Below are 24,317 nucleotides of genomic sequence, written 5' to 3'. Positions count from 1 at the left end.
AAGGCTCTTCCGTCCCGATGCCCGACACGCCTCTTCTCGACAAGGTCCAGTATCCCGCCGACACGCGCGGGTTTGATATCGCCCAACTGAAGCAGTTGGCCGATGAACTGCGTGCCGAAACGATCGACGCCGTCTCCGTCACGGGCGGGCACCTGGGGGCTGGTCTCGGCGTGGTCGAGCTGACCGTGGCGCTGCACCACGTCTACAATACACCAGACGACATCCTGATCTGGGACGTCGGGCACCAGTGCTATCCGCACAAGATCCTGACCGGGCGGCGCGACCGCATCCGCACCCTGCGCCAGGGCGGCGGCCTGTCGGGCTTCACCAAGCGGGCCGAGAGCGAATACGACCCGTTCGGCGCGGCGCACGCCTCGACGTCCATTTCGGCGGCGCTCGGCTTTGCTGCCGCCCGTGACCAGCAGAAGAAGAAGAACAAGGTCGTGGCCGTCATTGGCGACGGCTCCATGTCGGCCGGCATGGCCTATGAGGCGATGAACAATGCGGCCGAGACGACCGGCCAACTGACCGTCATCCTCAATGACAACGACATGTCGATAGCCCCGCCGGTGGGCGGCATGAGCGCCTATCTGGCCAAGCAGGTCTCGGGCGGCGCCTATCAGAACTTCCGCCAGTTCGGAAAAAAGGTCGCCGAGCACATGCCGCGCCCCTTCCGCGAGGCGGCGAGGAAGGCCGAGGAATACGCCCGGGGCATGATCACGGGCGGCACCTTTTTCGAGGAGCTGGGCTTCTACTACATCGGGCCGGTCGACGGGCACGACCTCGACAACCTGGTGCCGATCCTCAGGAACGCGGCCAACATCACCGATCGCCCGGTGGTGGTTCATGTCGTGACCCAGAAGGGCAAGGGCTATGCCCCGGCCGAGTCCAGCGCCGACAAGCTGCACGCCGTGGTCAAGTTCGACGTGGTCTCGGGCAAGCAGACCAAGGCCGTCTCCAACGCGCCCAGCTACACCAAGGTGTTCGGAACCGAGCTGATCAAGCGAGCCGAACGCGATCCGAAAATCGTCGCCATCACCGCCGCCATGCCCTCGGGAACGGGTCTGGACCTGTTCGGCCAGGCCTTCCCCAGCCGCACCTACGACGTCGGCATCGCCGAGCAGCACGCCGTGACCTTTGCGGCGGGTCTGGCGGCGGACGGCATGAAGCCGTTCTGCGCCATCTATTCGACCTTCCTCCAGCGCGGTTACGACCAGGTCGTCCACGACGTGGCGATCCAGTCCCTGCCGGTGCGCTTCGCCATGGACCGGGCGGGTCTGGTGGGTGCCGACGGCTGCACCCACGCGGGATCGTTCGACATCGGCTACATGGGGGCCTTGCCCGGAATGGTGCTGATGGCAGCGGCCGACGAGGCCGATCTGGCCGCCATGATCGCCACGGCCTGCGAGATCGACGACCGCCCGTCCGCCTTCCGTTATCCGCGCGGCGACGGCGTGGGCGTGGAGATTCCCGAGCTGGCCGCCCCGCTGGAGATCGGCAAGGGCCGGATCGTCAAGGAGGGCACGGCCGTCGCCCTGCTCAGCTTCGGCACGCGGTTGCAGGAGACGCTGAAGGCGGCCGAACTGCTGGCCGCGCGCGGGGTCTCGGCCACGGTCGCCGACGCCCGCTTCGCCAAGCCGCTGGACCACGACCTGATCACCCGACTGGCGCGTGAGCACGAGGCTCTGGTGACCATCGAGGAAGGCGCGATGGGCGGCTTCGGTGCCTTCGTGCTGCAGTTCCTGGCGTCCGAGGGGGCGCTGGACGCAGGGCTCAAGGTCCGCACCATGCATCTGCCCGACGTCTTCCAGGACCAGGACGCGCCCGCCGTCCAGTACGCCGAGGCCGGCCTGAACGCCGAGCACATCGCCGCTACCGCGCTCAAGGCCCTGGGCGTGGAGCAGGCGAGGGGCGCCGCGCGCGCCTGAGCTTCCGGATGACGCTCCACGCCCCCTACGACCCGTCGAACGTCTTCGCCAAGATCATCCGTAGCGAGTTGCCGGCGGTGAAGGTGTTTGAGGACGAAGCCGTCCTGGCCTTCATGGACGTGTTTCCCCAGTCCGACGGTCACGTCCTGATCATCTCGAAGACCTCGACCGCGCGTACCCTTCTGGAGGTCGAACCCGAGGTGCTGTCCCAACTGGCCGCTGCGACGCAGAGGGTCGCCAAAGCCGTCGTTCAGGCGCTCGGCTGCGACGGCGTGTCGATCATGCAGTTCAACGGCGAGGCGGGCGGCCAGACCGTGTTTCACCTGCACTTCCACGTCATCCCGCGCTGGGCCGACCGCCCGCTGACGGGTCACGGTCAGGGCGGCATGGCGGACATTGACGCGCTCAAGGCGACGGCGGCTAAGATCAGCGCCGCTCTGGCCTGAGGTCAGTTCATCCGGGCCAGAGCCTGTCCGACCGGCAAGATGTCGAGCCCCGCCGCCTTGGCCAGCCGGATCACCCGGTCCAGATCTTCGGGCGTGCAGCCGTACGGCGTCGGGCCATCCATCACGTCGTGCCCATAGGCGATCAGCCAGCCTCGGCGCCTCGCTGTTTCCGCCATGAGCGCTTCGAGGTCGTATCCCGGCAGCCGTCGACTCTCGAGCCCGATGGCCTGCGCCGCCGCCCGGTCCGCACGACCGGCGTTGACCCCGTCCCGAACGCCGCGCGCCAGCTTGAACCGCTCCGCCGCAACCGCCTTGGCGGTCAGGGAGACATCGCCATAGGGCCAGGCGAAGGTCGTCATCACATGGCCGTCCAGCCGCTCGGCGACCCAATAGGCGTTGCGGTCCAGATCGGCGGCGTAGGCGCCGGGCGTGGCGCGCAGCGCGCTCAGGTGGCTGAAGGTGTGGCAGCCGACCTCGTGGCCCGCCTCGAACAGGGCCTGAAGGTGCGCCGTCGTGAACTGGGGCAGGCCCAGGTTCTCGCCGCTCTCCAGCCCGCCACAGACGTAGTAGGTCGCCTTGACCCCATGCTCGGCCAGGATCGGCCCGGCCTCGGTCCAGGCGGTCTCGGGGATGTCATCGAAGGACAGGCTGAAGACGCCGCGCTCCGGCGCGACGCGCATCGGCCTCTGATCCAGCCAGCGGCCGGCCCGGCGGCGCATCTTGTCGACGAAGGCGGACATGAGCTCACCCTAGCCGTCGAGCCTTAAGGCCGCTTCAACGCCCGCCCGGCCACCACGGCGCCCGCGCCGAATTTCGCCCTCAGCGCGTCGATCGTCGTCTCGGTCTTCAGCGCCTTCGTTTCGGCCGAGGCGAACAGGCCCTCCGGCGCGTCCTCGGCGTCGTGGATGTCGGCCATGCCGATGCCGATCAGACGATAGGGGCGGCCCAGCTCCGGCTTCAGCAGCTCGCGCCCTACGGCGAACAGGGCGCGCGCGGTCTGCACCGGCTCGGGCAGGGTCTTTCGGCGCGTCACGATCTTGAAGTCCGTGCGTCGCAGCTTCAGCACGATCACCCGACTGGCCACGCCGTCGCGCCGCGCCTTGGACGCCACCTTCTCGCACAGCGGCCACAGCTCGGCCTCCAGGTCTTCGCCGGTGGTCAGGTCGGTGTTGAAGGTGTTCTCCGCGCTCATGCCGCGCCGGTCGTGCTCGGGGTTCACCGAGCGGGCGTCGCGCGCGTGGCTGAGGTCGTGCAGGCGCAGGCCCGTCTCGCCGTAGCGCCTGACCAGATCGCGCACGTCCGCCGCCGCCAGGTCGCCGACCGTGGCGTAGCCGTCCGACACCAGCGTCTTGCCGAACACCGGCCCTACGCCGGGAAGCACCCGCACCGGCTTGGGCGCCAGCAGAGCTTTTGCGTTCGCCGCGCCGATGACCGAGAAGCCGCGCGGCTTGTCCAGCTCCGACGCGATCTTGGCGAGGAAGCGGTTCGGGGCCAGGCCGATCGACACCGTCAGCCCGGTCTCGGCCTCGATCCGCCTCTGCAGACGGATGAGCTGCAACGCCGGCGGGCCTCCGTTCAGCCGCTCGGTGCCCGACAGGTCGATCCAGGCCTCGTCCAGCGACAGGGTCTGCACCAGCGGCGTCAGCTCGCGCACCATGGAAAAGATGCGCCGGGACTCCTCGGTGTACTTGGCGAAGTTGGGCTTGATGACGACCGCGTCCGGGCAGGCCTTCAGCGCCTTGAACATCGGCATGGCCGAGCCGACGCCATACAGCCGCGCGATATAGCAGGCGGTGGTCACCACGCCCCGCACGCCCCCGCCGACGATCACCGGCTTGTCGCGCAGCTCCGGCCGGTCGCGCTTCTCGACCGAGGCATAGAAGGCGTCGCAGTCCAGGTGGGCGATCGCCAACTGGTCCAGCTCCGGGTCCGACGCCACGCGCGGCGATCCGCACGCCGGGCAGCGCGCCACGGCCTCAGCTCCCGTCCAAAGACACTCGCGGCAGATGCTCTTCATCGCTTCCCAAGGCAGGGGCCGCGGACCTCGGGTGTTCCCGCGGCGGGTCCGCGCCGGCTTCACGCCAACTTAAGACTGGATCGGCATGATCGGAACCGAAGTCGGCCTATCGTGCCGCGCGCCGAACTCCGGGTGGTGATGTCCAAGAAAGTCCTCATCGTCGAGGATAACGAGCTGAACATGAAGCTCTTTCATGATCTGCTCGATTCCCAGGGCTATCAGACCCTGCAGACCCGCGAGGGCTTGCAGGCGATGGCCCTGGCGCGCCAGCACATGCCCGACCTGATCCTGATGGACATCCAGCTGCCGGAAATCAGTGGCCTGGAAGTCACCAAATGGCTGAAGGACGACGAGGAGCTGGCGCATATCCCGGTCATCGCCGTCACGGCCTTCGCCATGAAGGGCGACGAGGAGCGCATCCGTCAGGGCGGCTGCGAGGCCTACATCTCCAAGCCCATCTCGGTGATGCATTTCCTCGACACGGTGAAGAAGCACCTCAATCAGCCCGTGATGGTGGGTTGACCGATGGTCGCGCGCGTTCTGGTCGTCGATGACGTGGACGCCAACGTCCGCCTGCTAGAGGCCAAGCTGACGATTGAATATTACGACGTCCTCACAGCGTCCGACGGGCCGACGGCGATCCGCATCGCCGCCGAGGAGAAGCCCGACATCATCCTGCTGGACGTCATGATGCCCGGGATGGACGGGTTCGAGACCTGCCGCCGGATCAAGGCCGATCCCGTCACGTCTCACATTCCTGTCGTTCTGGTCACCGCGCTGGACGGGCGCGAAGACCGGATCAAGGGGCTGGAGGCCGGGGCCGACGACTTCGTGACCAAGCCGATCGACGACGTGGTCCTGTTCGCCCGGGTCAAGTCGCTGACACGGCTCAAGCTCATCATGGACGAACTGCGCGAGCGCGAGGAGTCCAGCCGACGCATGGGCGTCAGCGCCGACAAGGCGGGTCGCCTCAAGGGCTCGGGCGGCCGCATCCTGATCGTCGACGACAATCCGCGCCAGGCCGAGAAGATGGTCGAGGTGCTGTCCAAGGAGCACCGCCCGTCGGTCGAGACGGACCCCGTTGCGGGTCTGGCGGCTGCCAAGGGCCCCAACGACCTGCTGATCGTCAATGTGGCGGCCTCGGAGTTCGACGGCCTGCGTCTGGTGGCCCAGGTTCGCTCGGCTGAGACCACGCGTCATCTGCCGATCCTCGCCGTCGTCGATCCGGCCGACCGGCCGCGCCTGGTCAAGGCGCTGGATCTGGGCGTCACCGACCTTCTGACCAAGCCGGTCGATGCCGAGGAGCTGGCCGCTCGCGCCCGCACCCAGGTCAGGCGCAAACGCTACACCGACTTCCTGAGGGAAAAGCTGGACTACAGCCTGGAAATGGCTGTCACCGACGCGCTCACCGGGCTGCACAATCGCCGGTACATGGCGGGCCAGCTGCAGGGCTTCGTCAGCCGCTCGGCGCTGAGCGGCGAGCCGGTCTCCGTGCTGGTGCTCGACATCGACCACTTCAAGGCGGTCAACGACGGCTTTGGCCACGATGCCGGCGACGAGGTCCTGCGCGAGTTCGCCGTGCGGCTGGCGACCAACGTCCGCGCCGTCGACCTGCCGTGCCGCTTGGGCGGCGAGGAGTTCGTCGTCGTCATGCCGGGCACCGACATGGAGGACGCCCGCCGTATAGCCGAGCGCATTCGCCGCGACGTGGGCTCCACGCCGTTTCGCGTCATGGGCGGGCGGGAGCTGCTGACCGTGACCATCTCCATCGGCGTGGCGGCCTGCACGGGCGCCGGCGACACGCCCGAGGCCCTGCTGAAGCGCGCCGACGAGGGCGTCTATGAAGCCAAGGCCGCCGGGCGCGACCGCGTGGTCGTCCGCGCCGCTTGAGCCCTAACCGCCGACGGGCACGGTCTTGAACTGTTCGGCCGGGTCGCGGTCGATCAGGTTGATCAACACACCGTCGGGGTCGCGCAGGCAGACCTCCATCTGGCTGCGGTGGGGCATGACGAAGGTGATCGGGTCCGGCGACCAGGTGGCTCCCGCGCCGCGCGCCGCCGTCAGCACCTCTATGAAGGGCTGGGCATAGAAGACCAGCGCGGTCTCGCCCAGCCGCGGCGGGCCTGCCGGGGCGGGGAGGGGCTCAGGGGCCGGCGTCAGCTCGAACAGGCCGACCATGCCGAAATTGGCCGCGTCGGCGCTCCTTTTGAGGATGCGACACCGCAGGGTCGATCCCGCTGGAACCTGAAGCGCGCCTTGCGAGCTCTCCGGATCGAGGTCGCCCTCGAAGTAGACGGCGTCGAGGCCCAGCGCGCGATAGAAGACGGTGGACCGCTCAAGGTCCGAACAGAATACCGCCGAGCGGATCAGGCTGGAAACGGGCATCTCAGGCGTCGGCCTTCGACACCTCGACCGCGACCTCTTCGGAGGCCAGGTCGTCCTTGGTCTGCATCGCCTCGGCTTCTTGCTGGAGGGTGCGCAGCACGCGGGTCAGATACTCCTGCATCCACAGGCCGCGCTCGGCCGCCTGGTTCTTGGTCGGCTCGAACGCTTCGATCTCGGCGCGGCCGACGATCCCCTTCGTCTCCAGCAGCCGCTCGACCGTGTCCAATCGCTCGCGCGTGACGGCCAGTTCCTGCACCGTCGCCATCAGGATGTTCAGGACCCGCTCGACCTGGGGGTCCATGAAATAGGGCCGCTTGCCCGCCGGTTTGGCGGACGACAGGGCGAGGGCGAGGTCAAGGCTCACTTGCGTGCCCCCACGACGTGCCAGGCGGCCTTTCTGCCATAGTCCTCGCCCTCGTCGTCGGCCGCGTCGGGGAAGACCTCCTTGTCGACCACCGCGGTCACGCCGTCGTGGATCAGGTTCTCGCGCTTGAAGCCCGCCTCGATCATGAAGCCGTCGATGTCGAGCTCGTGCATCGTGCTCCAGAAGGGCTCGTTGTTGTAGAAGGCGTCCCAGTCGCGCATGGCCTGCTCGAACAGGGGCATGTCGGCGGCGTATTGCGGCTGTTCGACGTGGAGCACGATGCCGTCGGGCGACAGCACGCGGAAGGTCTCGGCGAAGATCGCCTTCATCGAGGTCAGCGACAGTTCGTGCAGGGTCATGGTCGTCTGCACCCAGTCGAACGACCCGTCGGCCCAACGCGAAAGGTCCGATCCGTCGCCCTGAACGAAGCGGACATTCTCCACGCCCATCGTCTTCGCCCGCGCCGCGCCGTAGCGCAGCATGGGCGCGCCGACGTCCAGCGCGATGACCTCCGCGTCCGGGAACGCCTCCGCGATCGGCAGGACGTTCTGGCCCAGGTTGGCGCCGACATCGAGGATGCGGCGAGGCCGGAAGTCCGGAAGGTGCTTCCGGACCCATTTCACCACCGCATGGCCGCCGCCGTCCGAGAACCGGCCCAGCGCACCGCCGGTCGTGGCGAAGATGCCGCTGTCGTAGTTGGCCGCGCCCGAGACGTCGCCAGGGAATATCTCGCGGTGATAGCTGCCGGGCATGCAGTGGTGATCCACCGCCGAGACATAGCGCGGGATCGGCAGGGCCGGATGGACCTCCAGCCGGTCGCCGGACTTGGTCAGGGCGTCAACCTTGGCAGACAGCGTCTCGGCCTGGCGCAGGGCGATCCAGCGACCGGCCTGCTGGCGCTGTTCCATCGTCGCGCGACGCAGCGCCGACCAGGCCTGGTAGTAGGGGTCCTGCAGCAGAGCCTTCCGAACTTCATGCCGGTCCTTCGGCGCGCGGCCTTCCCGGGCTTCGAAGCCCGGGCCGGCGCGACGCTCCCAGGCCGTCTTCACCGCCGGCATGACCTTGGTCGAGAGGTGCCGGTTCATGTGGGCGAGGAAGTTGAAGCGCGCGATCTCGTCGTGGCTGGTTTCCGGGAACACGCCGTGCCGACCGACCACGCGATAGTCCGGCGGACCGGAATAGGACTGGGCCGGGCCAGCGTTCTTCAGATCGGGAGAACCATCCATCATCGACCTCCGGGGCTTGCCGCGCGCAAATGATATAGGATTATATCATTTACCCGTCGAGGGTTCCTCCAGCTTCCAGGATGACGCACATGGCCGCCACCCGAATCTTCGCCCTCTTCAACCTGAAGCCGGGCCAGGACCCGGCGGCCTACGAAACCTGGGCCAAGGCGACCGACATCGCGGCGGTGCGCGCCATGGGCTCGGTCGACGACTTCCAGGTGCACAAGGTCGATGGGTTGCTCGGCTCCGACGCCGCGCCGCCTTACGCCTACGTCGAGACCATCGACGTCAACGACATGGGCCGCTTCTTCGAGGAGGTCTCGACCCCGGCGGCCCAGAAGATCGCCGGCGAGTTCCAGTCTATGGTCGACGTGACCTTCCTCGTGACCAAGAGCCTCTGATGGGGCGCTTCGACGGCAAGGTGGCGGTGGTCACCGGCTCTGGCCGCCGCAAAGGCCTGGGCGAGGCCATCGCCCGGAAGCTGGCCGGGGAGGGGGCGCGGGTCGTCATCTCCGACATCGGGGCTTCGCAGGATGCGGCCACACCGGGCACGATGATCGGCGCGACCGAGGAGATGGAAGCCATTGCGGCCGAGCTGCCCGGCGCCTCCACCTGCGTGTGCGACGTGCGCGATCCGGTTCAGGTCAGGGCGCTCGCGGCGCATGCGGTCGAGACCCACGGCGGGTTGGACGTCTGGGTCAACAACGCCGGCATCGGCTACATCATGAAGCCGCTCATGGAGGTGACACCCGACGACTGGCGCGCTGTGATCGACGTCAATCTGTCCGGCTGCTTCTATGGCATCCAGGCGGCGGCCGAGGTGATGATCCGACAGGGTCGGGGCGGGCGGATCGTCAACATCGCCTCCCAGGCCGCCAAGTCCGGCTTTCCGCACGCTCAGGCCTATACGGCCTCCAAGCACGGTCTGGTGGGCCTGACGCGGTCCGCCGCCATCGAGCTGGGGCCGCATGGCATCACGCTGAACAACGTCTGCCCCAACCACGTCACCACCGGCCTGGGCGCTTGGCAGAACGAGTATTTCGCCAAGGTGGTCGGGGCGGCTTCCGTCGACGACTACCTGAAGGCCATGGCCAACCGCATCCCGCTGCGCCGCCCTGGCCTGCCCGAGGACACCGCCGACGCGGTCGCCTTCCTGTGCTCGGACGAGGCGAAGTACATCACCGCCGAGAGCCTGAACGTCTCGGGCGGCGAGGAGCCCCACTGAATGCCCGCGCCCGCTGACTTCACCTGGCCCGGCGGTCATCGCCTGGCCCTGTCCATCGTCGTCAACGTCGAGGAGGGGGCCGAGCAGAACATCCGCGACGGCGACAAGGGGCCGGAACCGGTCGATGAGCTCTCGGCCGTGCCCAAGCGGCCGATGCGGATGCACGGCAATGAGTCCAACTATCAGTACGGCATCAAGGCCGGCGCGCCGCGCATCCTGAAGCTGCTGGACGAACACCGCATCGAAGCCACCTGGACGGCGGCGGCGCTGGCGCTGGAACGCGCGCCCGAGCTGGCGGCGAAGATCGTCGCGCGGGGCGACGAGGTCTGCTGCCACGGCTGGCGCTGGGCCCACCAGTTCTGGATGGACGAGGAGAAGGAGCGGGACTTCATCCGGAAGGGCTGGGAGTCGATCGAGCGCACGATCGGCAAGCCCCCGACCGGCTGGCTGAGCCGCTATCTGCACACCGAGGCGACGCGGCGGCTGCTGGTCGAGGAGGGGTTCGCCTATCACATGGACGACTATTCCGACGACTTTCCCTTCTGGGACGTGGTCGAGACGGCGAACGGCGCGAAACCCATCGTCATCCTGCCCTATGCCTTGGATTCCAACGACATGAAGTTCTGGCTGGCCCCGGCGCTGACGGCGCGGGACTGGCTGCAATACGCCACCGACACCTTCGACCAGATGCACGCCGAGGCCATGGACGGCGAGACCAAGATGATGAGCCTGGGCCTGCATCTGCGCATCATCGGCCGGCCGGGGCGGATCGGCGCGTTCCGCGGCTTCCTGGAGCACATCGCGGGCAAACCCGGCGTCTGGACTGCCAGCCGCGCCAAGATCGCCGAGGCCTTCGCCGTCGCCGTGCCGCCGCCCGCCGCATGATCGATCTCTGGTCCGTCCCGACCGCCAACGGCCAGAAGGTCCACATCGCGCTGGAGGAGGCGGGGCTGCCGTATCGGGCGACCATGATCGATCTGACCAGGGGCGAGCACCGCACGCCGGAGTTTCTGGCGCTCAACCCCTTCGGCAAGGCCCCCGTGATGCGCGATCCGGACGGGCCAGGCGGACGACCGTTGGTGCTGGCCGAGACGCTCGCCATCGCCTGGTATGCCGCGGAGAAGGGGGCGAACGGTCTGGTCTCCGATGACCCCGCGATCCGCGCCGAGCAGATGATGTGGGCCGCCGCCATCTCCTCCTCGGTCGCCATGCCCTTCGCCATGCAGTTCTTCGCCACCCAGCTGGCCCCGACGCCGGATCCCTGGCTGATCGAGACCATGACCGGCGGCGCGCGGCGATCGCTCGACGTGTTCGAGGCGCGCCTGGCGGAGCGGGAATGGGTCTGCGGGCAGGCGTTCAGCGTGGTCGACTGCCTGCTGTTCCCGGTGGTGGCGACCTCGGCGAAACGGCTCGACGGCTGGCTCGAGGCGTATCCCGCGCTCAGGCGCTGGCATGCCGAGACGGCCAGACGCCCAGCCGTCCAAAGAGGCATGGCGGTCGGGGCGGATTGACCTTCGGGCAGCACTCCGACTAAATGTCCGGACATTTGATCCGAGGCGTCATGGCCTATCGCTCGCTCCTGTTCGTGCCCGGTTCGCGGCCTGACCGCTTCGACAAGGCGGCCGGGGCCGGGGCCGACGGCGTCTGCATCGATCTGGAAGACGCCGTGCCGCCGGACGGCAAGGACGCCGGGCGAGCGGCCGCGATCTCGGCGCTGGACGGCCGGTTCGGAATTCGTGTCAACGCGGTAGGAACGGCCGACGGGGAGGCGGACCTCGCCGCGCTGAACGTGGCCGGGCCGGTCTTCGTCATGATCCCCAAGGCCGCCTCGGCCGCCGATGTCGCCGCCGTCCGCGCCGCCATTGACGCCCCGCTCTGGCCCATCGTCGAGAGCGCGGAGGGGCTACACGCCGCCTGGGACATCGCCGCCGCGCCGGGGGTGCAGGGCGTCCTGTTCGGCGGGGCCGACTACGCCGCCGATCTGGGCTGCACGATGGAGTGGGAGCCCCTGTTCCACGCCCGAGGCGTGCTCGCCGCCGCCTGCGCCCGGGCGGGGGTCGAGTTGCTGGACGTGCCCCACCTCGACATCGCCGACGAGGCCGACCTGATCGCCTCGACTCATCGGATCAAGGCCATGGGCTTCACCGGCCGGGCCTGCATCCACCCCGCCCAGATCGGTCCCGTGCACGCCGTCTTCACCCCGACTGAGGCCGAGATCGCCCGCGCGCGGCGCGTGCTCGACGCCTTCGAGGCGGCCGGCGGCGGGGCCGCCCTGCTGGACGGCAAGCTGATCGAGAAACCTCTGATCCGCGCCGCCCGGCGCACGCTCGAACACGTCGGAGACGCCTGAATGGTGCAGCAATTCAAGGAAGTTGGCCCGCAACGCTACCGCGAGACCTTCGGTCGCTACTTCGAGGATTTCATCGTCGGCGACGTCTATGAGCACCGCCCCGGCAAGACGGTGACGGAGTACGACAATCACCTGTTCACGCTGATGACGATGAACACCCACCCGATGCATTTCGACGCCGAGTTCGCCAAGGCCTCGGAGTTCAAGCGCAACATCGTGGTCAGCCCCTACACCCTCGCCCTGCTCATCGGCATGAGCGTCACCGACTGCAGCCAGAAGGCCATCGCCAACCTGGGCATGGACGAGGTCAAGTTCACCGCCCCCGTCTTCGCCGGCGACACCATCTATGGCGAGAGCGAGGTGCTGAAGAAGCGCGAGAGCCAGTCGCGGCCCGGCCAGGGCATCGTCACCATCCGCACCATCGGCCTGAACCAGGACGGCGTTCAGGTCTGCACCTTCGTGCGCAACATGCTGATCCCGGCGCGTGGCAACGCGGTCGAGGACCGGGTCGGAAACTACTGAAATGACGAACATCTCTGACGCCGACGAACGCGCCATTCTGGACGCCATCGACAAGTGGATCGAGCAGAAGGTCCGCCCGGTCGCCATGGAACTGGAGCACGGCGACATCTGGCCCGCCGACCTGGTGGACGACATGGCCGAGCTGGGCCTGTTCGGGGCCATCATCGATCCCGAGTATGGCGGGCTGGGTCTGTCGGCGACGACCTATTCGCGGATTGTCATGCGCATCGCCGAGGAGTGGATGAGCCTGACCGGCATCTTCAACTCCCACCTGATGATGGCGACCGTCGTCCAGCGCTTCGGCACGCAGAAGCAGAAGGACTACTGGCTGCCGAAGTTCGTCACCGGGGAGATGCGCGGCGGCCTGGGCCTGACCGAGCCGGACGCGGGCACCGACCTTCAGGCCATTCGCACGGTCGCGACGCGCGACGGCTCCGACTATGTGGTGACTGGGACCAAGACCTGGATCTCCAACGCCATCCAGGGCCACTGCTGCGCCCTGCTGGTCAAGACCGACCCGGAGGGGCAGCCGCGCTACAAGGGCATGTCGATGCTGATCGTGTCCAAGATCGACCCGGAGACCAAGGCGCCGCTGCCGGGCATCTCCAACGGCAAGAAGCTGGAGAAGCTGGGCTACAAGGGCATCGATTCCGGCGAGTTCATCTTCGACGGCTATCGCTGCGACGCCGAGCTCAGCCTCGTCGGCGGCGAGGAGGGGCAGGGCTTCTTCATGGCGACCGGCGGTCTGGAGATCGGCCGCGTCAACATCGCCGCCCGCTCGGTCGGCATCGCCAAGCGGGCCCTGCGCGAAAGCGTCGCCTACGCCCAGACCCGCAAGACCATGGGCAAGCCCATCGCCGAGCACCAGGCGATCCAGCTCAAGCTCGGCGACATGGCGGCCCGAACCCGCGCCGCCGAACTGCTGGTCGAGGACGCGGCCCGCGCCTTCGACGCCGGCGGGCGGATCGACATGGAGGCGGGCATGGCGAAGTACTTCGCCTCCGAGACGGCCGTCGAGGTCGCCACCGAGGCCATGCGCATCCACGGCGGCTATGGCTACTCCAAGGAATACGTCATCGAGCGGCTGTACCGCGACGCGCCCCTGATGTGCATCGGCGAGGGAACCAACGAGATGCAGCGCATCATCATCGCCAAGCAGCTGGTGGCGAGGAACAAGGTGTGATGCGGCCTCTAGACGGCGTCCGCATCCTGGCGGTCGAGCAGTACGGGGCCGGCCCCTACGGCACCATGCTGATGGCCGAGCTGGGGGCCGAGGTCATCAAGATCGAGGCGCCGTCCTTGGGCGGGGACGTGTCGCGCCAGACCGGGCCCTACTTCCTGGGCGAGGGCGACAGCCAGTTCTTCCAGACCTTCTCGCGCTCGAAGTCGTCGGTGGCGCTGGAAATCAAGACGCCGGAGGGCCGCGCCGACTTCGAGCGCCTGGTCCAGTCCGCGGACGCCGTGGTCAACAATCTGCGCGGCGATCAGCCGGCGAAGATGCGGATCGACTATCCCAGCCTGAAGGCGGTCAAGCCGTCGATCGTCTGCGCCCACCTGTCGGCCTATGGGCGGAACAACAGCCGCGAGGCCTGGCCCGGCTACGACTACCTCATGCAGGCCGAAGCCGGATTCATGAGCCTGACCGGAGAGCCGGACGCGCCGCCCACGCGCTTCGGTCTGTCAATGGTTGATTTCATGACGGGGACGATGTGGGCCATGGCGACCGTCAGCGCCATCCTGAAGGCGCGCGAGACCGGCGTCGGCTGCGACGTGGACGTCAGCCTGTTCGACGTGGCGCTCCATCAGCTCAGCTATCCGGCGGTTTGGGCCATGAACGAGGGCCACGACGTGGGCCGCCTGCCGCGCGGCTCCCATCCCTCGATCGCGCCGTCGCAGCTCGTGAAAACGGCCGATGGCTGGGGCCTGCTGATGTGCCAGACGCCCAAGTTCTGGGACCGGTTCTGCGAGCTGGCCGGGGCCGATGCTCTGAAGTCCGACCGCCGCTTCGCCGACATCCCGTCCCGCCGGGCCAACCTGGCGGCCCTAAGTGACGCGGTGGACGCCGTCACCTCGACACGCACGACCGACGAATGGCTAGGACTGCTCGGCGGCGAAGTGCCCTTCGCGCCGGTCCGCGATGTCGCCGAGGCGCTCGCCAATCCCTTCGTCGCCGAGGTCGGCATGCGCGACGTGGTCGATCATCCCGACCGCGACGGCGGCCTGCACATGCTGGCCAGCCCGGTGAAGATCGATGGCGAGCGGGCCCCCGGCTTGCGGGCGCCCAAGCTCGGCGAGCAGACCGCCAGGGTACTGGGCCGGTGAAGCTCCGGGGCGTCAAGGTCCTCGACCTCAGCCTGTTCCTGCCGGGGCCGATGCTGACCCTGATGATGGCCGACCACGGCGCCGAGGTGATCAAGGTCGAGCCGGTCGGGGAAGGCGAACCCACCCGCCATGTCGGCTATCGCAAGGGCGGCGAAAGCGTCTGGTTCAGGAACACCCATCGCGGCAAGCGCTCCATTCAGCTGAACCTGAAGGACCCGGCGGATCACGCTGTTTTCATGGGACTCGCAGCCGAGGCCGATGTGATGGTCGAGGCCTTCCGGCCGGGCGTGGCAAAGCGGCTGGGCGTGGACTACGATGTGGTCCGGGCCGTCAATCCGGGCGTCGTCTATTGCGCCATCTCGGCCTTCGGACAGGACGGGCCGTATCGTGACCGCCCCGCGCACGACGTGGCGGTCCAGGCGCTCGCCGGCGTCGTCTCGTTGAACGAGGGCCAGGACGGCCTGCCCGCCATGCCCGCCATGCCGGTGGCCGATGCGCTGGCGTCGCTGACGGCGCTGTCCGGCGTGCTGATGGCCCTGCTAAAGAAGCGCGAGACGGGTCACGGGGACTACCTCGACGTGGCCATGTTCGACAGCGTCCTCGCCTGGACGCCCAACGTCACGGGCCGGATCTTCGCCACCGGCGAACCCCATGTCGTCAAGAACGAACGCTCCTGGGGCGGCAACGCCATGTACGGCCTCTATCGCACCGCCGACGACCGCTGGCTGGCGCTCGGCGGGGCCGAGGTGAAGTTCGCGCGCAACCTGCTGACGCCGCTCGGGCGCGAGGACCTGATCCCCTACGCCGAACGGCCGCCGGGACCGGGGCAGGAGCCGCTACGGGCGTTTCTGCGCGAGACCTTCGTCATCCGCCCCCTCGCCGAATGGGAAACCTGGTTCGCCGACAAGGACGTCTGCTGGGCCCCCGTCCGCACCCTGAAGGACGCGTTCGACGATCCGGCGCTTCAGGCGCGCGGCATGCTGGCGCGCGACGCCGACGGAAACGAGATCGTCGGCACGCCCATCCGGTTTCGCGAGGAGCCTGCCGTGATCGACCCGACCGTGCCGCGGCTGGACGAGCACGGAGCGGGGATTAGGGCGAAGCGCGCGCCCTAGCCCTCCCGCCGATACGTCATCGCATAGACGAACCGCCCGCCTGGATGGACCGAATCCGACGCAAGGATGAGCGCGCCGTCGTCCCCGTGATAACGCCGCAGCGTCCGCAACGCCGCCCCGCCGGGCTCCGCCTTCAGGGCCTTGGCATCGCCAGCCGACAGCAGCTCCGCCGTGATCTCCTGATCGATCCGTCCCGCCGCCACGCCGAACCGTTCGTCCAGCAAGGCATGCACCGACCGCCCCTCGCCAAGATCGCCCGCCACCCCCGTGAACGGCTGGGGCACATAGATCCGCGACAGGGCGAGCGGCAGGGCTTCTGCGATCCGTAGCCCGTCTATGACCAACCAGGTGCGCTCAACGTCGCCGCCGATCCGCGCGGCCTCGTCCGAGGTGAGGCGGCGCTCCTTCTGCGCCAGTACTTTCAGCTTCGCCGTCTGGGCGTACTGCATCAGGTCCTCGACCCCGCCCAGCGGCTGGACGTAGGCCGAGGGACTGGCCGCCGCGATCACCGTCGTCCCGGCCCCCCGCCGCCGCGCGATCAGCCCAGCGTCGGTCAAGAGGCGGATGGCGTCCCGCGCCGTATGACGCGACACCCCGTGGGTCTCGGCCAACTCCAGCTCCGGCGGCAGCTGCGACCCGACCGCATAGTCCCCGCGCGCAATGGCGGCGCGGAGGGTCTCGGCGAGCTGGCGATAGCGGGGGGCGGCCATGGCTCTCCCTACATCGCCCGGCGCATGGCGGACCAGTCGTCGGCCAGCCGGTCGCGGTGCGCGGGCGAGGCGACGGCGATCAGGGCCTGCGCCATCGCATCGATCGACAAGCCGCGCAGGTCGGCGACGCCATGCTCCGTCACCACCACGACCGGATCGCCCCGTCCGACGCTGGGCGGGCAGGACAGGCGGGGCGTGATGCGACTGAGCGTGTCGCCCTTGGCCGAGGCGGGCAGGGCGACAACGGGCAGGCCGCCGTCCGACGCCCAGGCTCCGCGCAGAAAGTCGATCAGCCCGCCCGCGCCCGAGACCTGCCGCCCGTCCATCCACTCGGCGTTGACCTGGCCGAACAGATCGACCTCGATGGCGGAGTTGACGGCGACGAAGCGCGGAATGGCCGCGAGCGTCGATATGGCGTGGGTCTCCCCGACCGGCCGGAACCGCACGCGCGGATCGTCAGCCACGCGGGCGTGGAGGTCGGACGAACCCAACGCGACGCCGGTGGTCACCGCGTCCACCGCATCCCGGTCCAGCAGGTCGATCAGCGGGTCGGTGACCATGCCGGAGTGGACGCGCAGCCCCCGCCGATCGCCGAGCGCCGCCAGCGTCGCCACCCCGATCTTACCCAAGCCCGTCTGCACGGTCGCGCCTTCCGGGATCAGCGCCGCTACGCGGGCGGCGATGGCGGCGCTGACCGGATCGATCGCGCCCGCGCCATAGCCGGGCAGGGGCGTGTTCACCTCCACCACCACGTCGAAGGCGTCGAGCGGCACGAAAGGCCCATCGCGCACCGTAGGCATGTCCGCGTGTATCAGGCCGATCCGGAACCGCGTCCGCTGGAACAACGCCGGGCTGAAGTCCGCCGCGACGCCCAGGCTGCAAAGGCCGTCGGCGCCCGGCGGCGCGACGGTGAACACCCCGGCGTCGAAGGCCCGCTCCGACAGTCGCCGCCACACCTGGGTGTAGGTCAGGGGCGAAAACGCCAGTCGCCCGCCCGCGAAGCTGTCGCGCCACTCGGGGGCGAGGAAGATCGCCTCTGCCCGCGCACCGTCATGCAGCCCCGCCCAGTCGCTACGATTGACGCCCGGGATCCACACGCCTTCGAACGTCAGCCCTGCCGCCGCCTCGGGCAGCCTAGCCAGCGCCGCCGCGAACGCCAGAGGCTCTCCCGCGCAGCCGGGGATGAAGACGCGGCCGCCCTCCGGCATTGCCGCCTTGAGCGCGTCGATCGCGGCGTCCATCGTCATCGTGGTCGGCATGGTCAGAGGGCGCGCTCCGGCTTGACCGGCGAGGGCCGGGGACGCGATAACAGCATATGTCCGGACATTTGTCCTCCATCACCGTACGGCTGGCGGACGTGCTGGCCCGGCCGGTCTCGGCCGAGGACCGCGCGCGGGCTCGACTGCATCTGCTGGACTGGGTCGGCTGCGCCGTGGCGGGGTCCGGGGAAGAGGACGTGGCGCGCGTCGCGGCCTTGGCCGAAGCGGAAGGTCAGGGCACCTGCCGCATCGTCGGCGGCGGCCGGGTTGGCCCCGAGGCGGCGGCGCTGGCGAACGGCCCGGCCGGCGCGATCCTGGAGATGGACGACGTCGACCGCCGTGCCCTGCTGCACCCCGGTCCCGTCGTCATGCCCGCCGCCCTGGCGCTTGCCCAGCATCTTGGCGTGACCGACGGCGATGCCCTGCTGCACGCGATCGTGCGCGGATACGAGGCCATGATCCGCATCGGCCGCGCGGCAGGGGCGTCGCACTATCGCTTCTTCCATCCGACCGGCACGCTCGGCGGCTTCGGCGCGGCGGCGGCGGGGGCCAGCCTGATGAGGCTGGACGGCGAACGGACAGTCTGGGCGCTTGGCCTCGCGGGCCAGCAGGGCGCGGGTCTTTGGCGCGCCCGGCACGAGCCCGGCTCGGTCAAGGCGCTGCACGACGGCCGGGCGGCCGCGAACGGCGTGGCCTCGGCTCTGCTCGCCCGCGACGGCTTTCGCGGTCCGCTCCGGGTGCTGGAGGGCGAGCAGGGCCTGTTCCCCGCCATGGCCCCCGACGCCGATCCCGAAGCTGTGCTCACCCCCGCCGACGGCTGGTTGATCCACGAGGTCAGCTTCAAGCCCCACGCCGCCTGCCGCCACGCCCATCCCGCCATCGACGCGGCGCTGGCCCTGCGCGCGCGGTTCGGCGGCCTGCCCGAAGCGGTCCGGGTCGAGACCTACCGCGACAGCGTCCTGTTCTGCGACAAGCCCATCCCGACCACCGTCTCCGAGGCCAAGTTCTCACTCCAGCACAGCGTCGCCGTCGCCCTGATCCACGGCGACGCGGGGCTGGAACGCTTCGAGCCCGGCGCCATCACGGACCCCGAGATCGCCGCCCTTCGCGCCCGCGTCTCTGTCGCGGTCACCGACGACCTGACCGCCGCCTATCCCGCCCGCTTCGGGGCGCGCTTGATCGCGACGGTCGGCGGCGTGGAACACCGCATCGAGGCGCTCGATGCGCTCGGCGATCCCGAGAACCCCCTTTCGCCCGAGGCCGTGCGCGACAAGGCGCGCGCCCTCATGGCCTGGGGCGGCATGAGCCGGGATGCCGCCGAGCGCCTGATCGCCGCCGTAGACGGGCTGGGCGTCACGACGACCGTCGCGGACCTGTCGGCCGCCTTGCCGGGGAGGGACGCATGACCCTCTCTCGCACCCTGGCCGAACGCGCCCTGGCCCTGACCTGGGCCGACATCGACGCCGCGGCCCGCGCAGCCGCCAAGACCTTCCTGCACGACACCCTGTGCGTCGGGGCCGCCGGAGCGCGCGCGCCGCTCGCCGACAATGTGCTCGCCGCCGCCCGTCGCTGGGGCGAGGGGACCACCTGCGGCGTGCTCGGCCGGCCGGGCGTGCGCCTGCCCCAGCCCTCGGCCGCCTTCGTCAACGCCTTCCAGATCCACGCCCAGGAGTTCGACTGCGTCCACGAACCGGCCGTCGTCCACCCGATGGCGACCGTCGGGGCGGTGATCCTGTCGGAGACCGACCGCGCCGCCGCCGAAGGCCGCGCCGTCTTCGGCGAGGCCCTGCTGACCGCCCTGGTCGCGGGCGTCGAGGTCGCCGCCTCCCTCGGCCTTTCCGCCACCACGCCGCTGAAGTTCTTCCGCCCGGCGACGGCGGGTATCTTCGGCTGCGTCGCCGCCCTGATCGCGCTCCGCCGCCTGTCGCCCGACCAGGGCGTCTCCGCCTTCGGCTATGCGCTCGCATTCGCCTCGGGGACCATGCAGGCCCATGCCGAGGGCAAGCCCGCCCTGCCGATCCAGATCGCCAACGCCGCTCGCGCCGCCGTCATGGCCGTCGACCTCGCCGAGGTCGGTCTGCCCGGACCCGAGGTCGCGCTCGAAGGTCCCTTCGGCTACCTGACCCTGTTCGAGACCGCCCACGACCTGACGCCCCTGACCCATCCCGCGCCGGGCTTCCGCATCGCCGAGGTCAGCTGGAAGCCCTTCCCGACCGGCCGCGCGGCCCACGGCGGCATCGTCGCGCTGCAGACCCTGATGGCCGAGCACGGCCTGACCGCCGCCGACGTGTCCGAGGCGATCTACCGCGCCCCACCCCTGATCCACCGCCTCGTCGGCCGCAAGCCCACCGCCGACATGGCCCCGGCCTGGGCGCGGCTGTGCCTGCCGTGGCTCGGGGCCGTCGTCCTGACGCGCGGGACGGTGGGCCTCGCCGATTTCACGCCCGAGCGCCTCGCCGATCCGACGTTGCTGACCCTCGCCGAGCGCATCCGCGTCGAGGCCGACGACAATCCCGACCCCGCCGCCTTCACCCCCGCCACCCTGACCGTGACCACCATCGACGGACGTGTCCTGACCCACACCGTCACCGCCCAGCTCGGCTCGCCCGCCCAGCCCCTGACCCGCGAACAGCACCTGGCCAAACAGGCCGCCTGCCTCGACTTCGCGGGCCTCGGCGCCAACGCCGCCGCCGTCGCCGAGGCCATCGACGGGTTCGAGACCCTGGCCGACGCCTCTTCGATCCTCTCCCTCCTCGGAGCCAGCCCCCAATGACCTTGGCCGTGACCGACACCCACCGCACCTATTGGGACGAGATCGACTTCGCCGCCATCGCCCGCGACCACCCCATCGGCGACGCCTTCACCACACTCGTGACCTCCATCAGCCGCGAAGAACTCCGCGCCAGGCAAGAGGCCCTGTTCGCCCGCTGCGTCGCCCGCGCCTGGAAGACCGCCTTCTACCGCCGCCTGTGGGGGAACGCCGGCATCGCGGAAGGCGACATCCGGAGCCTCGACGACCTGCCGAACCTGCCCAGCTTCGACAAGTCGGACATCATGAAGTCGCTGGAGATCGCCCCGCCCTTCGGCGACTTCGCGGGCTTCGACTCCTATCCGGAGGACCAACGCCCGCCGGTCATCTTCCACACCACCTCCGGCACCACCGGAAAGCCCCAGGTCCTGCTGTTCGGGCCGAAATCCCGCGAGGTGCAGAACCTGCTGCTCGCCCGCCTCTATCGCTGGCAGGGGCTGCGCTCGGGCGACGTGGTCCACTCGGTCTATGGCCACGGCATGATCAACGGCGGCCACTATGTGCGCGAGGCCGTGACCCACTGGACCAGCGCCGTCTTCATGTCGGCGGGCACGGGGGTGGAGACCCGCTCGGCCCAGCAGGTGGAGTTGATGAAGACCTTCGGCGCCACCGCCATCGTCGGCTTCGCCGACTACATCAAGCGCCTGGCCGAGGTGGCGCGGGAAGCCGGCCTGACGCCCGGCGTCGACATTCCCGTGCGCATGATCTCGGGCCACATGGGCCGCGAGGACAAGCAGGCCCTGTCCGACGCCTGGGGCGGGGCGGAGTGCTTCGACTGGTACGGCGTCGGCGACACCGGCTGCATCGCGGGCGAAGGCCCGGATCGCGACGGCCTCTACGTCATGGAGGACGCCCAGTATCTGGAGGTCTGCGACATCGACACCGGTCGGCCCGTCGCCGACGGCCAGCCCGGCGACATGGTCGTGACCTGCCTCTACAAGGACGACCTCTATCCGATCATCCGCTTCAACACCCACGACGTGACCGAGGTCATCACCCGGCCGTCGTCGATCGGGGCCAGCTTCCAGCGCATCGAGGGGTTCCTCGGCCGGTCGGACAACATGGTGAAGGTGCGCGGCATCAACATCTTCCCCCAGGCCATCGGCCCCATGCTGGACGAGGCGCCGGAGTTCGTCGGCGAGTTCGTCTGCAAGACCCGCCGCGACGCCGCCGGACGCGACACCTTCGTGGTGGTGGCCGAGGCCTCGGCGCCGGGCGACGCGGCGCTGGCGAACCGCTTCGGCGAGATTCTGAAGCGCAAGATCGGCATCGAGGTCGAGGTCGAGCTGGTCGGCAAGGGTCAGACGGCGGCCCTCACCCAGGTCGAGGTGCGCCAGAAGCCCATCCGCCTGATCGACGAGCGGTTCTGATGATCGGCCCGTTCGAGCCCGAGGTCGCGGCCGGTGTCACGGGCCTCGCCGCCGCCTATGCCGAGGGCTCGGCCCGGCCGGACGCGGTGCTGGCGACCTATATGGCCCGGATCGAGCGGCTGAACCCCACGATCCACGCCTTCATCGATCTGGACGTCGAGGGCGCGCGAGACGCGGCCAAAACGTCCGCTCACCGCTGGGCCTCCGGCATGGCGCTGTCGCCGCTGGACGGCTGTGTCGTGGGGATCAAGGCCAACATCGCCGTCGCAGGCCTGCCCTGGACAGCGGGCATCGGCGCCTACCGCGACCGCATCGCGGACCGGGACGCCGCCTGCGTGGCGCGGCTGAGGGCGGCGGGCGCGATCATTCTCGGCACGCTGAACATGGAGGAGGGGGCGCTCGGGGCCGTCACCGACAATCCCTGGTTCGGCCGGACGCAGAACCCCTGGCGTGAGGGCTATACGGCCGGCGGCTCCTCCGGCGGCTCCGGCGCGGCGGTGGCGGCGGGCCTGTGCGCGACCGCGCTCGGCACCGACACCATGGGCTCGGTGCGCATCCCGTCGGCTTACTGCGGCGTATTTGGCATTAAACCTCGCTACGGCGCGATCTGGGAAGAGGGGGTCACGCCCCTGTCCCCCAGCCTCGACCACGTCGGCGTCCACGCCCGGTCCGCCGAGGACTGCGCCGTCGTCCTCGCCCAGATCGCCACGCCGGACCCAGCGTCGCCGGACGGGCCGCTCGCGGTGCTCGACGTCACGGGCCGCGCGACCCTGACCGAAGACGTCCGCTCCGCCTTCCTCGCCCTCGTCGCCCAAGCCGAGGCGCAGGGCCTGCTGCAGGGTTCCGTCCCGCTCGACATAGACCTCGGCCGCCTGCGCCGTCGGGGCCTGCTGATTTCGGAGGTCGAGGGCATGGCCGAGCACGCCGCCGTGCTGGACGTCCGCCCCGACGGCTTCTCCGAGACCTTCACCGCCATGCTCCGGTGGGGCACCGCCCAGCCGCCGGAGAAGCTCGCGGAAGCCCGCGCCGAGATCGCCTCCGCCAAGGCCCGCATCGAAGCCCTCATCGGCGACCGCGTCGGCCTCCTGTGCCCCACGACCGGCGGCCCGGCCTTCGCGTTCGGCCAGCCCATCCCGGCCGACCAGGCCGACATCACCTGTCTGGCCAACATGGCGGGCCTGCCGGCGGTGGCGTTTCCGATGGGGCTTTCAGCGCATGGCATGCCCCTGTCCGCCCAGATCATTGGGCGAGACAGCGCAGCGATCCTGGAGTTGGCGGGGAGGTTGGCGATCACGCTCTCCCTCTCCCAGAGGGAGAGGGCTTGAGGCTCGCAGAGCGAAGCGATGCGTCTTCAGCCGAAAGGGTGAGGGGTTTCCCTCTCACCGGCTCCCACCCTAACCCCTCACCCTTTCGCGCAAAGACGACGCTTCGCGCCGTGCGCTCAAGCCCTCTCCCTCTGGGAGAGGGATGGTCTAGCGAAACGGAAACACCGGCTTTCGCTTGGCCAGAAAAGCATCCCGCCCCTCGCGGAAATCCTCCCCCTCCACCGCCTCGATCAGCCACCGCGCGGTGGTTTCGGTGTCCCCCGTCTCCCCGTCCGCGATCAGGCCCACGATCGCCTTGGCCCGCCGCGCGGTCCACTGGCTCGCCGCCGCGATCTGGGCCGTCTTCTCGGCCACCGCCGCCTCCAGCGCGTCGGGCGCATGCAGCCCATCCACCAGTCCGATGCTCAGCGCCTCATCCGCCCCGATCAGCCGCCCGGTGAACAGGATGTCCTTGGCCTTCGACAACCCCACCGCCTGCACCAGCCGGCGCGTGTCGGGCAGCGAATACACCAGCCCCAGCTTGCCGGGCGTCAGCGCCAGCCGCGCATCCGTCGCCGCGATCCGCAGGTCGCACGCCAGCGCCAGCCCCAGCCCGCCCCCGACGCAGGCCCCCTCGATCATCGCCACAGTCGGCTTCTCGAACCCCGCCAGCGCCTCCATCGCCTCGCCGACTCGGTCGAAATAGGCGCGGGTGCTGTCGGGCGTCGCATAGACGGTCTCGAACTCGCCGATGTCAGCCCCGGCCGCGAAGGTCCCGCCCGCGCCCCGCACCACCAGCACCTTGGCCGCCCGGTCGCTCGCCACGTCGGCCAGCAGGCCGGGCAGGGCGGTCCACATGGCCAGCGTCAGGGCGTTCTTCTTCTCGGGCCGGTTCAGGGTCAGGGTCGCCACATCGCCGGCGACCTCGACCTTCAGCGCATCATTCATAAGCCCGTCCAAAAAGA

25 protein-coding genes are annotated in these 24,317 nt (G+C 69.5%); 17 read left to right on the top strand and 8 right to left on the bottom strand.

What is annotated here, in order from left to right; all coding sequences use genetic code 11:
- Positions 1-17: 17 nt before the first annotated feature.
- Positions 18-1,928, top strand: a complete 1,911-nt coding sequence (gene dxs, locus Q333_RS0114315; RefSeq protein WP_029417931.1) for a 1-deoxy-D-xylulose-5-phosphate synthase — start codon at positions 18-20, stop codon at positions 1,926-1,928.
- Positions 1,929-1,936: 8 nt separating this feature from the next.
- Positions 1,937-2,374: an HIT family protein gene (locus Q333_RS0114310; protein WP_029417930.1), complete on the top strand. Its 438-nt coding sequence runs from the start codon at positions 1,937-1,939 to the stop codon at positions 2,372-2,374.
- 2 nt (positions 2,375-2,376) lie between these two features.
- Here the strand turns inward: Q333_RS0114310 and Q333_RS0114305 are convergent, their stop codons facing one another.
- Together Q333_RS0114305 and Q333_RS0114300 are read right to left on the bottom strand one after the other, a co-directional pair.
- On the bottom strand, positions 2,377-3,114 hold the full coding sequence (locus tag Q333_RS0114305) for a polysaccharide deacetylase family protein (RefSeq protein ID WP_029417929.1): 738 nt from the start codon (positions 3,112-3,114) through the stop codon (positions 2,377-2,379).
- A 23-nt stretch (positions 3,115-3,137) separates the two neighbouring features.
- Positions 3,138-4,391 (bottom strand): DNA polymerase IV, encoded by a 1,254-nt coding sequence (locus Q333_RS0114300; protein ID WP_029417928.1) that lies wholly within the window; start codon positions 4,389-4,391, stop codon positions 3,138-3,140.
- Positions 4,392-4,529: 138 nt separating this feature from the next.
- Here Q333_RS0114300 and Q333_RS0114295 point away from each other — a divergent pair, with 138 nt between their 5' ends.
- Both Q333_RS0114295 and Q333_RS0114290 read left to right on the top strand, forming a co-directional pair.
- Positions 4,530-4,913 carry a response regulator gene (locus tag Q333_RS0114295; RefSeq protein ID WP_029417927.1) on the top strand — a complete coding sequence of 128 codons (384 nt, stop codon included), beginning with the start codon at positions 4,530-4,532 and terminating at the stop codon, positions 4,911-4,913.
- Positions 4,914-4,916: 3 nt separating this feature from the next.
- Positions 4,917-6,281 carry a PleD family two-component system response regulator gene (locus tag Q333_RS0114290; RefSeq protein ID WP_029417926.1) on the top strand — a complete coding sequence of 455 codons (1,365 nt, stop codon included), beginning with the start codon at positions 4,917-4,919 and terminating at the stop codon, positions 6,279-6,281.
- Positions 6,282-6,284: 3 nt separating this feature from the next.
- On the opposite strand, the gene Q333_RS0114285 is transcribed toward Q333_RS0114290, so the two are convergent.
- Genes Q333_RS0114285 through Q333_RS0114275 form a run of 3 tightly spaced genes read right to left on the bottom strand, consistent with a single transcriptional unit; the run spans position 6,285 to position 8,366 of the window.
- On the bottom strand, positions 6,285-6,776 hold the full coding sequence (locus tag Q333_RS0114285; protein WP_029417925.1) for a VOC family protein: 492 nt from the start codon (positions 6,774-6,776) through the stop codon (positions 6,285-6,287).
- A gap of 1 nt (position 6,777) precedes the next feature.
- Positions 6,778-7,140, bottom strand: coding sequence for a hypothetical protein (locus Q333_RS0114280; protein ID WP_029417924.1), 363 nt, complete (start codon positions 7,138-7,140; stop codon positions 6,778-6,780).
- Complete coding sequence (locus tag Q333_RS0114275) at positions 7,137-8,366, bottom strand: class I SAM-dependent methyltransferase (protein ID WP_051651350.1); 1,230 nt, start codon at positions 8,364-8,366, stop codon at positions 7,137-7,139. The genes Q333_RS0114280 and Q333_RS0114275 overlap by 4 nt, the downstream gene beginning before the upstream one ends.
- A gap of 89 nt (positions 8,367-8,455) precedes the next feature.
- Between Q333_RS0114275 and Q333_RS0114270 the strand changes: the two genes are divergently transcribed.
- Genes Q333_RS0114270 through Q333_RS0114230 form a run of 9 tightly spaced genes read left to right on the top strand, consistent with a single transcriptional unit; the run spans position 8,456 to position 15,900 of the window.
- A complete protein-coding gene (locus Q333_RS0114270) occupies positions 8,456-8,767 on the top strand; it encodes an REDY-like protein HapK (protein WP_029417922.1) in 312 nt (103 codons plus the stop codon).
- Positions 8,767-9,591, top strand: coding sequence for an SDR family NAD(P)-dependent oxidoreductase (locus Q333_RS0114265; RefSeq protein ID WP_029417921.1), 825 nt, complete (start codon positions 8,767-8,769; stop codon positions 9,589-9,591). Before Q333_RS0114270 ends, Q333_RS0114265 begins: the two co-directional genes overlap by 1 nt.
- Entirely contained in the window at positions 9,592-10,476 is an 885-nt protein-coding gene (locus Q333_RS0114260) for a polysaccharide deacetylase family protein (protein WP_029417920.1), read from the top strand.
- Positions 10,473-11,102, top strand: a complete 630-nt coding sequence (locus Q333_RS0114255; protein WP_029417919.1) for a glutathione S-transferase family protein — start codon at positions 10,473-10,475, stop codon at positions 11,100-11,102. The genes Q333_RS0114260 and Q333_RS0114255 overlap by 4 nt, the downstream gene beginning before the upstream one ends.
- A gap of 50 nt (positions 11,103-11,152) precedes the next feature.
- Positions 11,153-11,941, top strand: a complete 789-nt coding sequence (locus Q333_RS0114250; RefSeq protein ID WP_029417918.1) for an HpcH/HpaI aldolase/citrate lyase family protein — start codon at positions 11,153-11,155, stop codon at positions 11,939-11,941.
- Positions 11,942-12,463, top strand: coding sequence for a MaoC family dehydratase (locus tag Q333_RS0114245; protein WP_029417917.1), 522 nt, complete (start codon positions 11,942-11,944; stop codon positions 12,461-12,463).
- A gap of 1 nt (position 12,464) precedes the next feature.
- Positions 12,465-13,646, top strand: coding sequence for an acyl-CoA dehydrogenase family protein (locus Q333_RS0114240; RefSeq protein ID WP_029417916.1), 1,182 nt, complete (start codon positions 12,465-12,467; stop codon positions 13,644-13,646).
- Entirely contained in the window at positions 13,646-14,785 is a 1,140-nt protein-coding gene (locus tag Q333_RS0114235) for a CaiB/BaiF CoA transferase family protein (RefSeq protein WP_029417915.1), read from the top strand. The genes Q333_RS0114240 and Q333_RS0114235 overlap by 1 nt, the downstream gene beginning before the upstream one ends.
- Positions 14,782-15,900: a CaiB/BaiF CoA transferase family protein gene (locus Q333_RS0114230; protein WP_029417914.1), complete on the top strand. Its 1,119-nt coding sequence runs from the start codon at positions 14,782-14,784 to the stop codon at positions 15,898-15,900. Before Q333_RS0114235 ends, Q333_RS0114230 begins: the two co-directional genes overlap by 4 nt.
- Here the strand turns inward: Q333_RS0114230 and Q333_RS0114225 are convergent.
- The gene (locus tag Q333_RS0114225) at positions 15,897-16,610 is read right to left on the bottom strand and encodes a GntR family transcriptional regulator (RefSeq protein WP_029417913.1); all 714 of its coding nucleotides are present in this window, start codon (positions 16,608-16,610) and stop codon (positions 15,897-15,899) included. The genes Q333_RS0114230 and Q333_RS0114225 overlap by 4 nt on opposite strands.
- A gap of 8 nt (positions 16,611-16,618) precedes the next feature.
- A complete protein-coding gene (locus Q333_RS0114220; protein ID WP_029417912.1) occupies positions 16,619-17,869 on the bottom strand; it encodes an acetyl-CoA hydrolase/transferase family protein in 1,251 nt (416 codons plus the stop codon).
- Positions 17,870-17,925: 56 nt separating this feature from the next.
- On the opposite strand from Q333_RS0114220, the gene Q333_RS0114215 reads away from it, so the two are divergent.
- Genes Q333_RS0114215 through Q333_RS0114200 form a run of 4 tightly spaced genes read left to right on the top strand, consistent with a single transcriptional unit; the run spans position 17,926 to position 23,373 of the window.
- Positions 17,926-19,275, top strand: coding sequence for an MmgE/PrpD family protein (locus Q333_RS0114215; RefSeq protein ID WP_084176167.1), 1,350 nt, complete (start codon positions 17,926-17,928; stop codon positions 19,273-19,275).
- On the top strand, positions 19,272-20,642 hold the full coding sequence (locus Q333_RS0114210) for an MmgE/PrpD family protein (protein WP_029417910.1): 1,371 nt from the start codon (positions 19,272-19,274) through the stop codon (positions 20,640-20,642). The genes Q333_RS0114215 and Q333_RS0114210 overlap by 4 nt, the downstream gene beginning before the upstream one ends.
- Positions 20,643-20,650: 8 nt before the next feature.
- Complete coding sequence (locus Q333_RS0114205) at positions 20,651-22,048, top strand: phenylacetate--CoA ligase family protein (RefSeq protein WP_211249718.1); 1,398 nt, start codon at positions 20,651-20,653, stop codon at positions 22,046-22,048.
- Positions 22,048-23,373, top strand: coding sequence for an amidase (locus Q333_RS0114200; protein ID WP_051651349.1), 1,326 nt, complete (start codon positions 22,048-22,050; stop codon positions 23,371-23,373). Before Q333_RS0114205 ends, Q333_RS0114200 begins: the two co-directional genes overlap by 1 nt.
- A 147-nt stretch (positions 23,374-23,520) precedes the next feature.
- Here the strand turns inward: Q333_RS0114200 and Q333_RS0114195 are convergent, their stop codons facing one another.
- Positions 23,521-24,300, bottom strand: a complete 780-nt coding sequence (locus tag Q333_RS0114195; protein WP_029417906.1) for an enoyl-CoA hydratase-related protein — start codon at positions 24,298-24,300, stop codon at positions 23,521-23,523.
- Between the last annotated feature and the right edge of the window lie 17 nt (positions 24,301-24,317).

This window comes from Brevundimonas bacteroides DSM 4726 (assembly GCF_000701445.1).
In the GTDB taxonomy this organism is placed as follows: domain Bacteria; phylum Pseudomonadota; class Alphaproteobacteria; order Caulobacterales; family Caulobacteraceae; genus Brevundimonas; species Brevundimonas bacteroides.
Note: the sequence above shows the minus strand (reverse complement) of the source record. Positions and strands in the feature narration are given on the sequence as shown.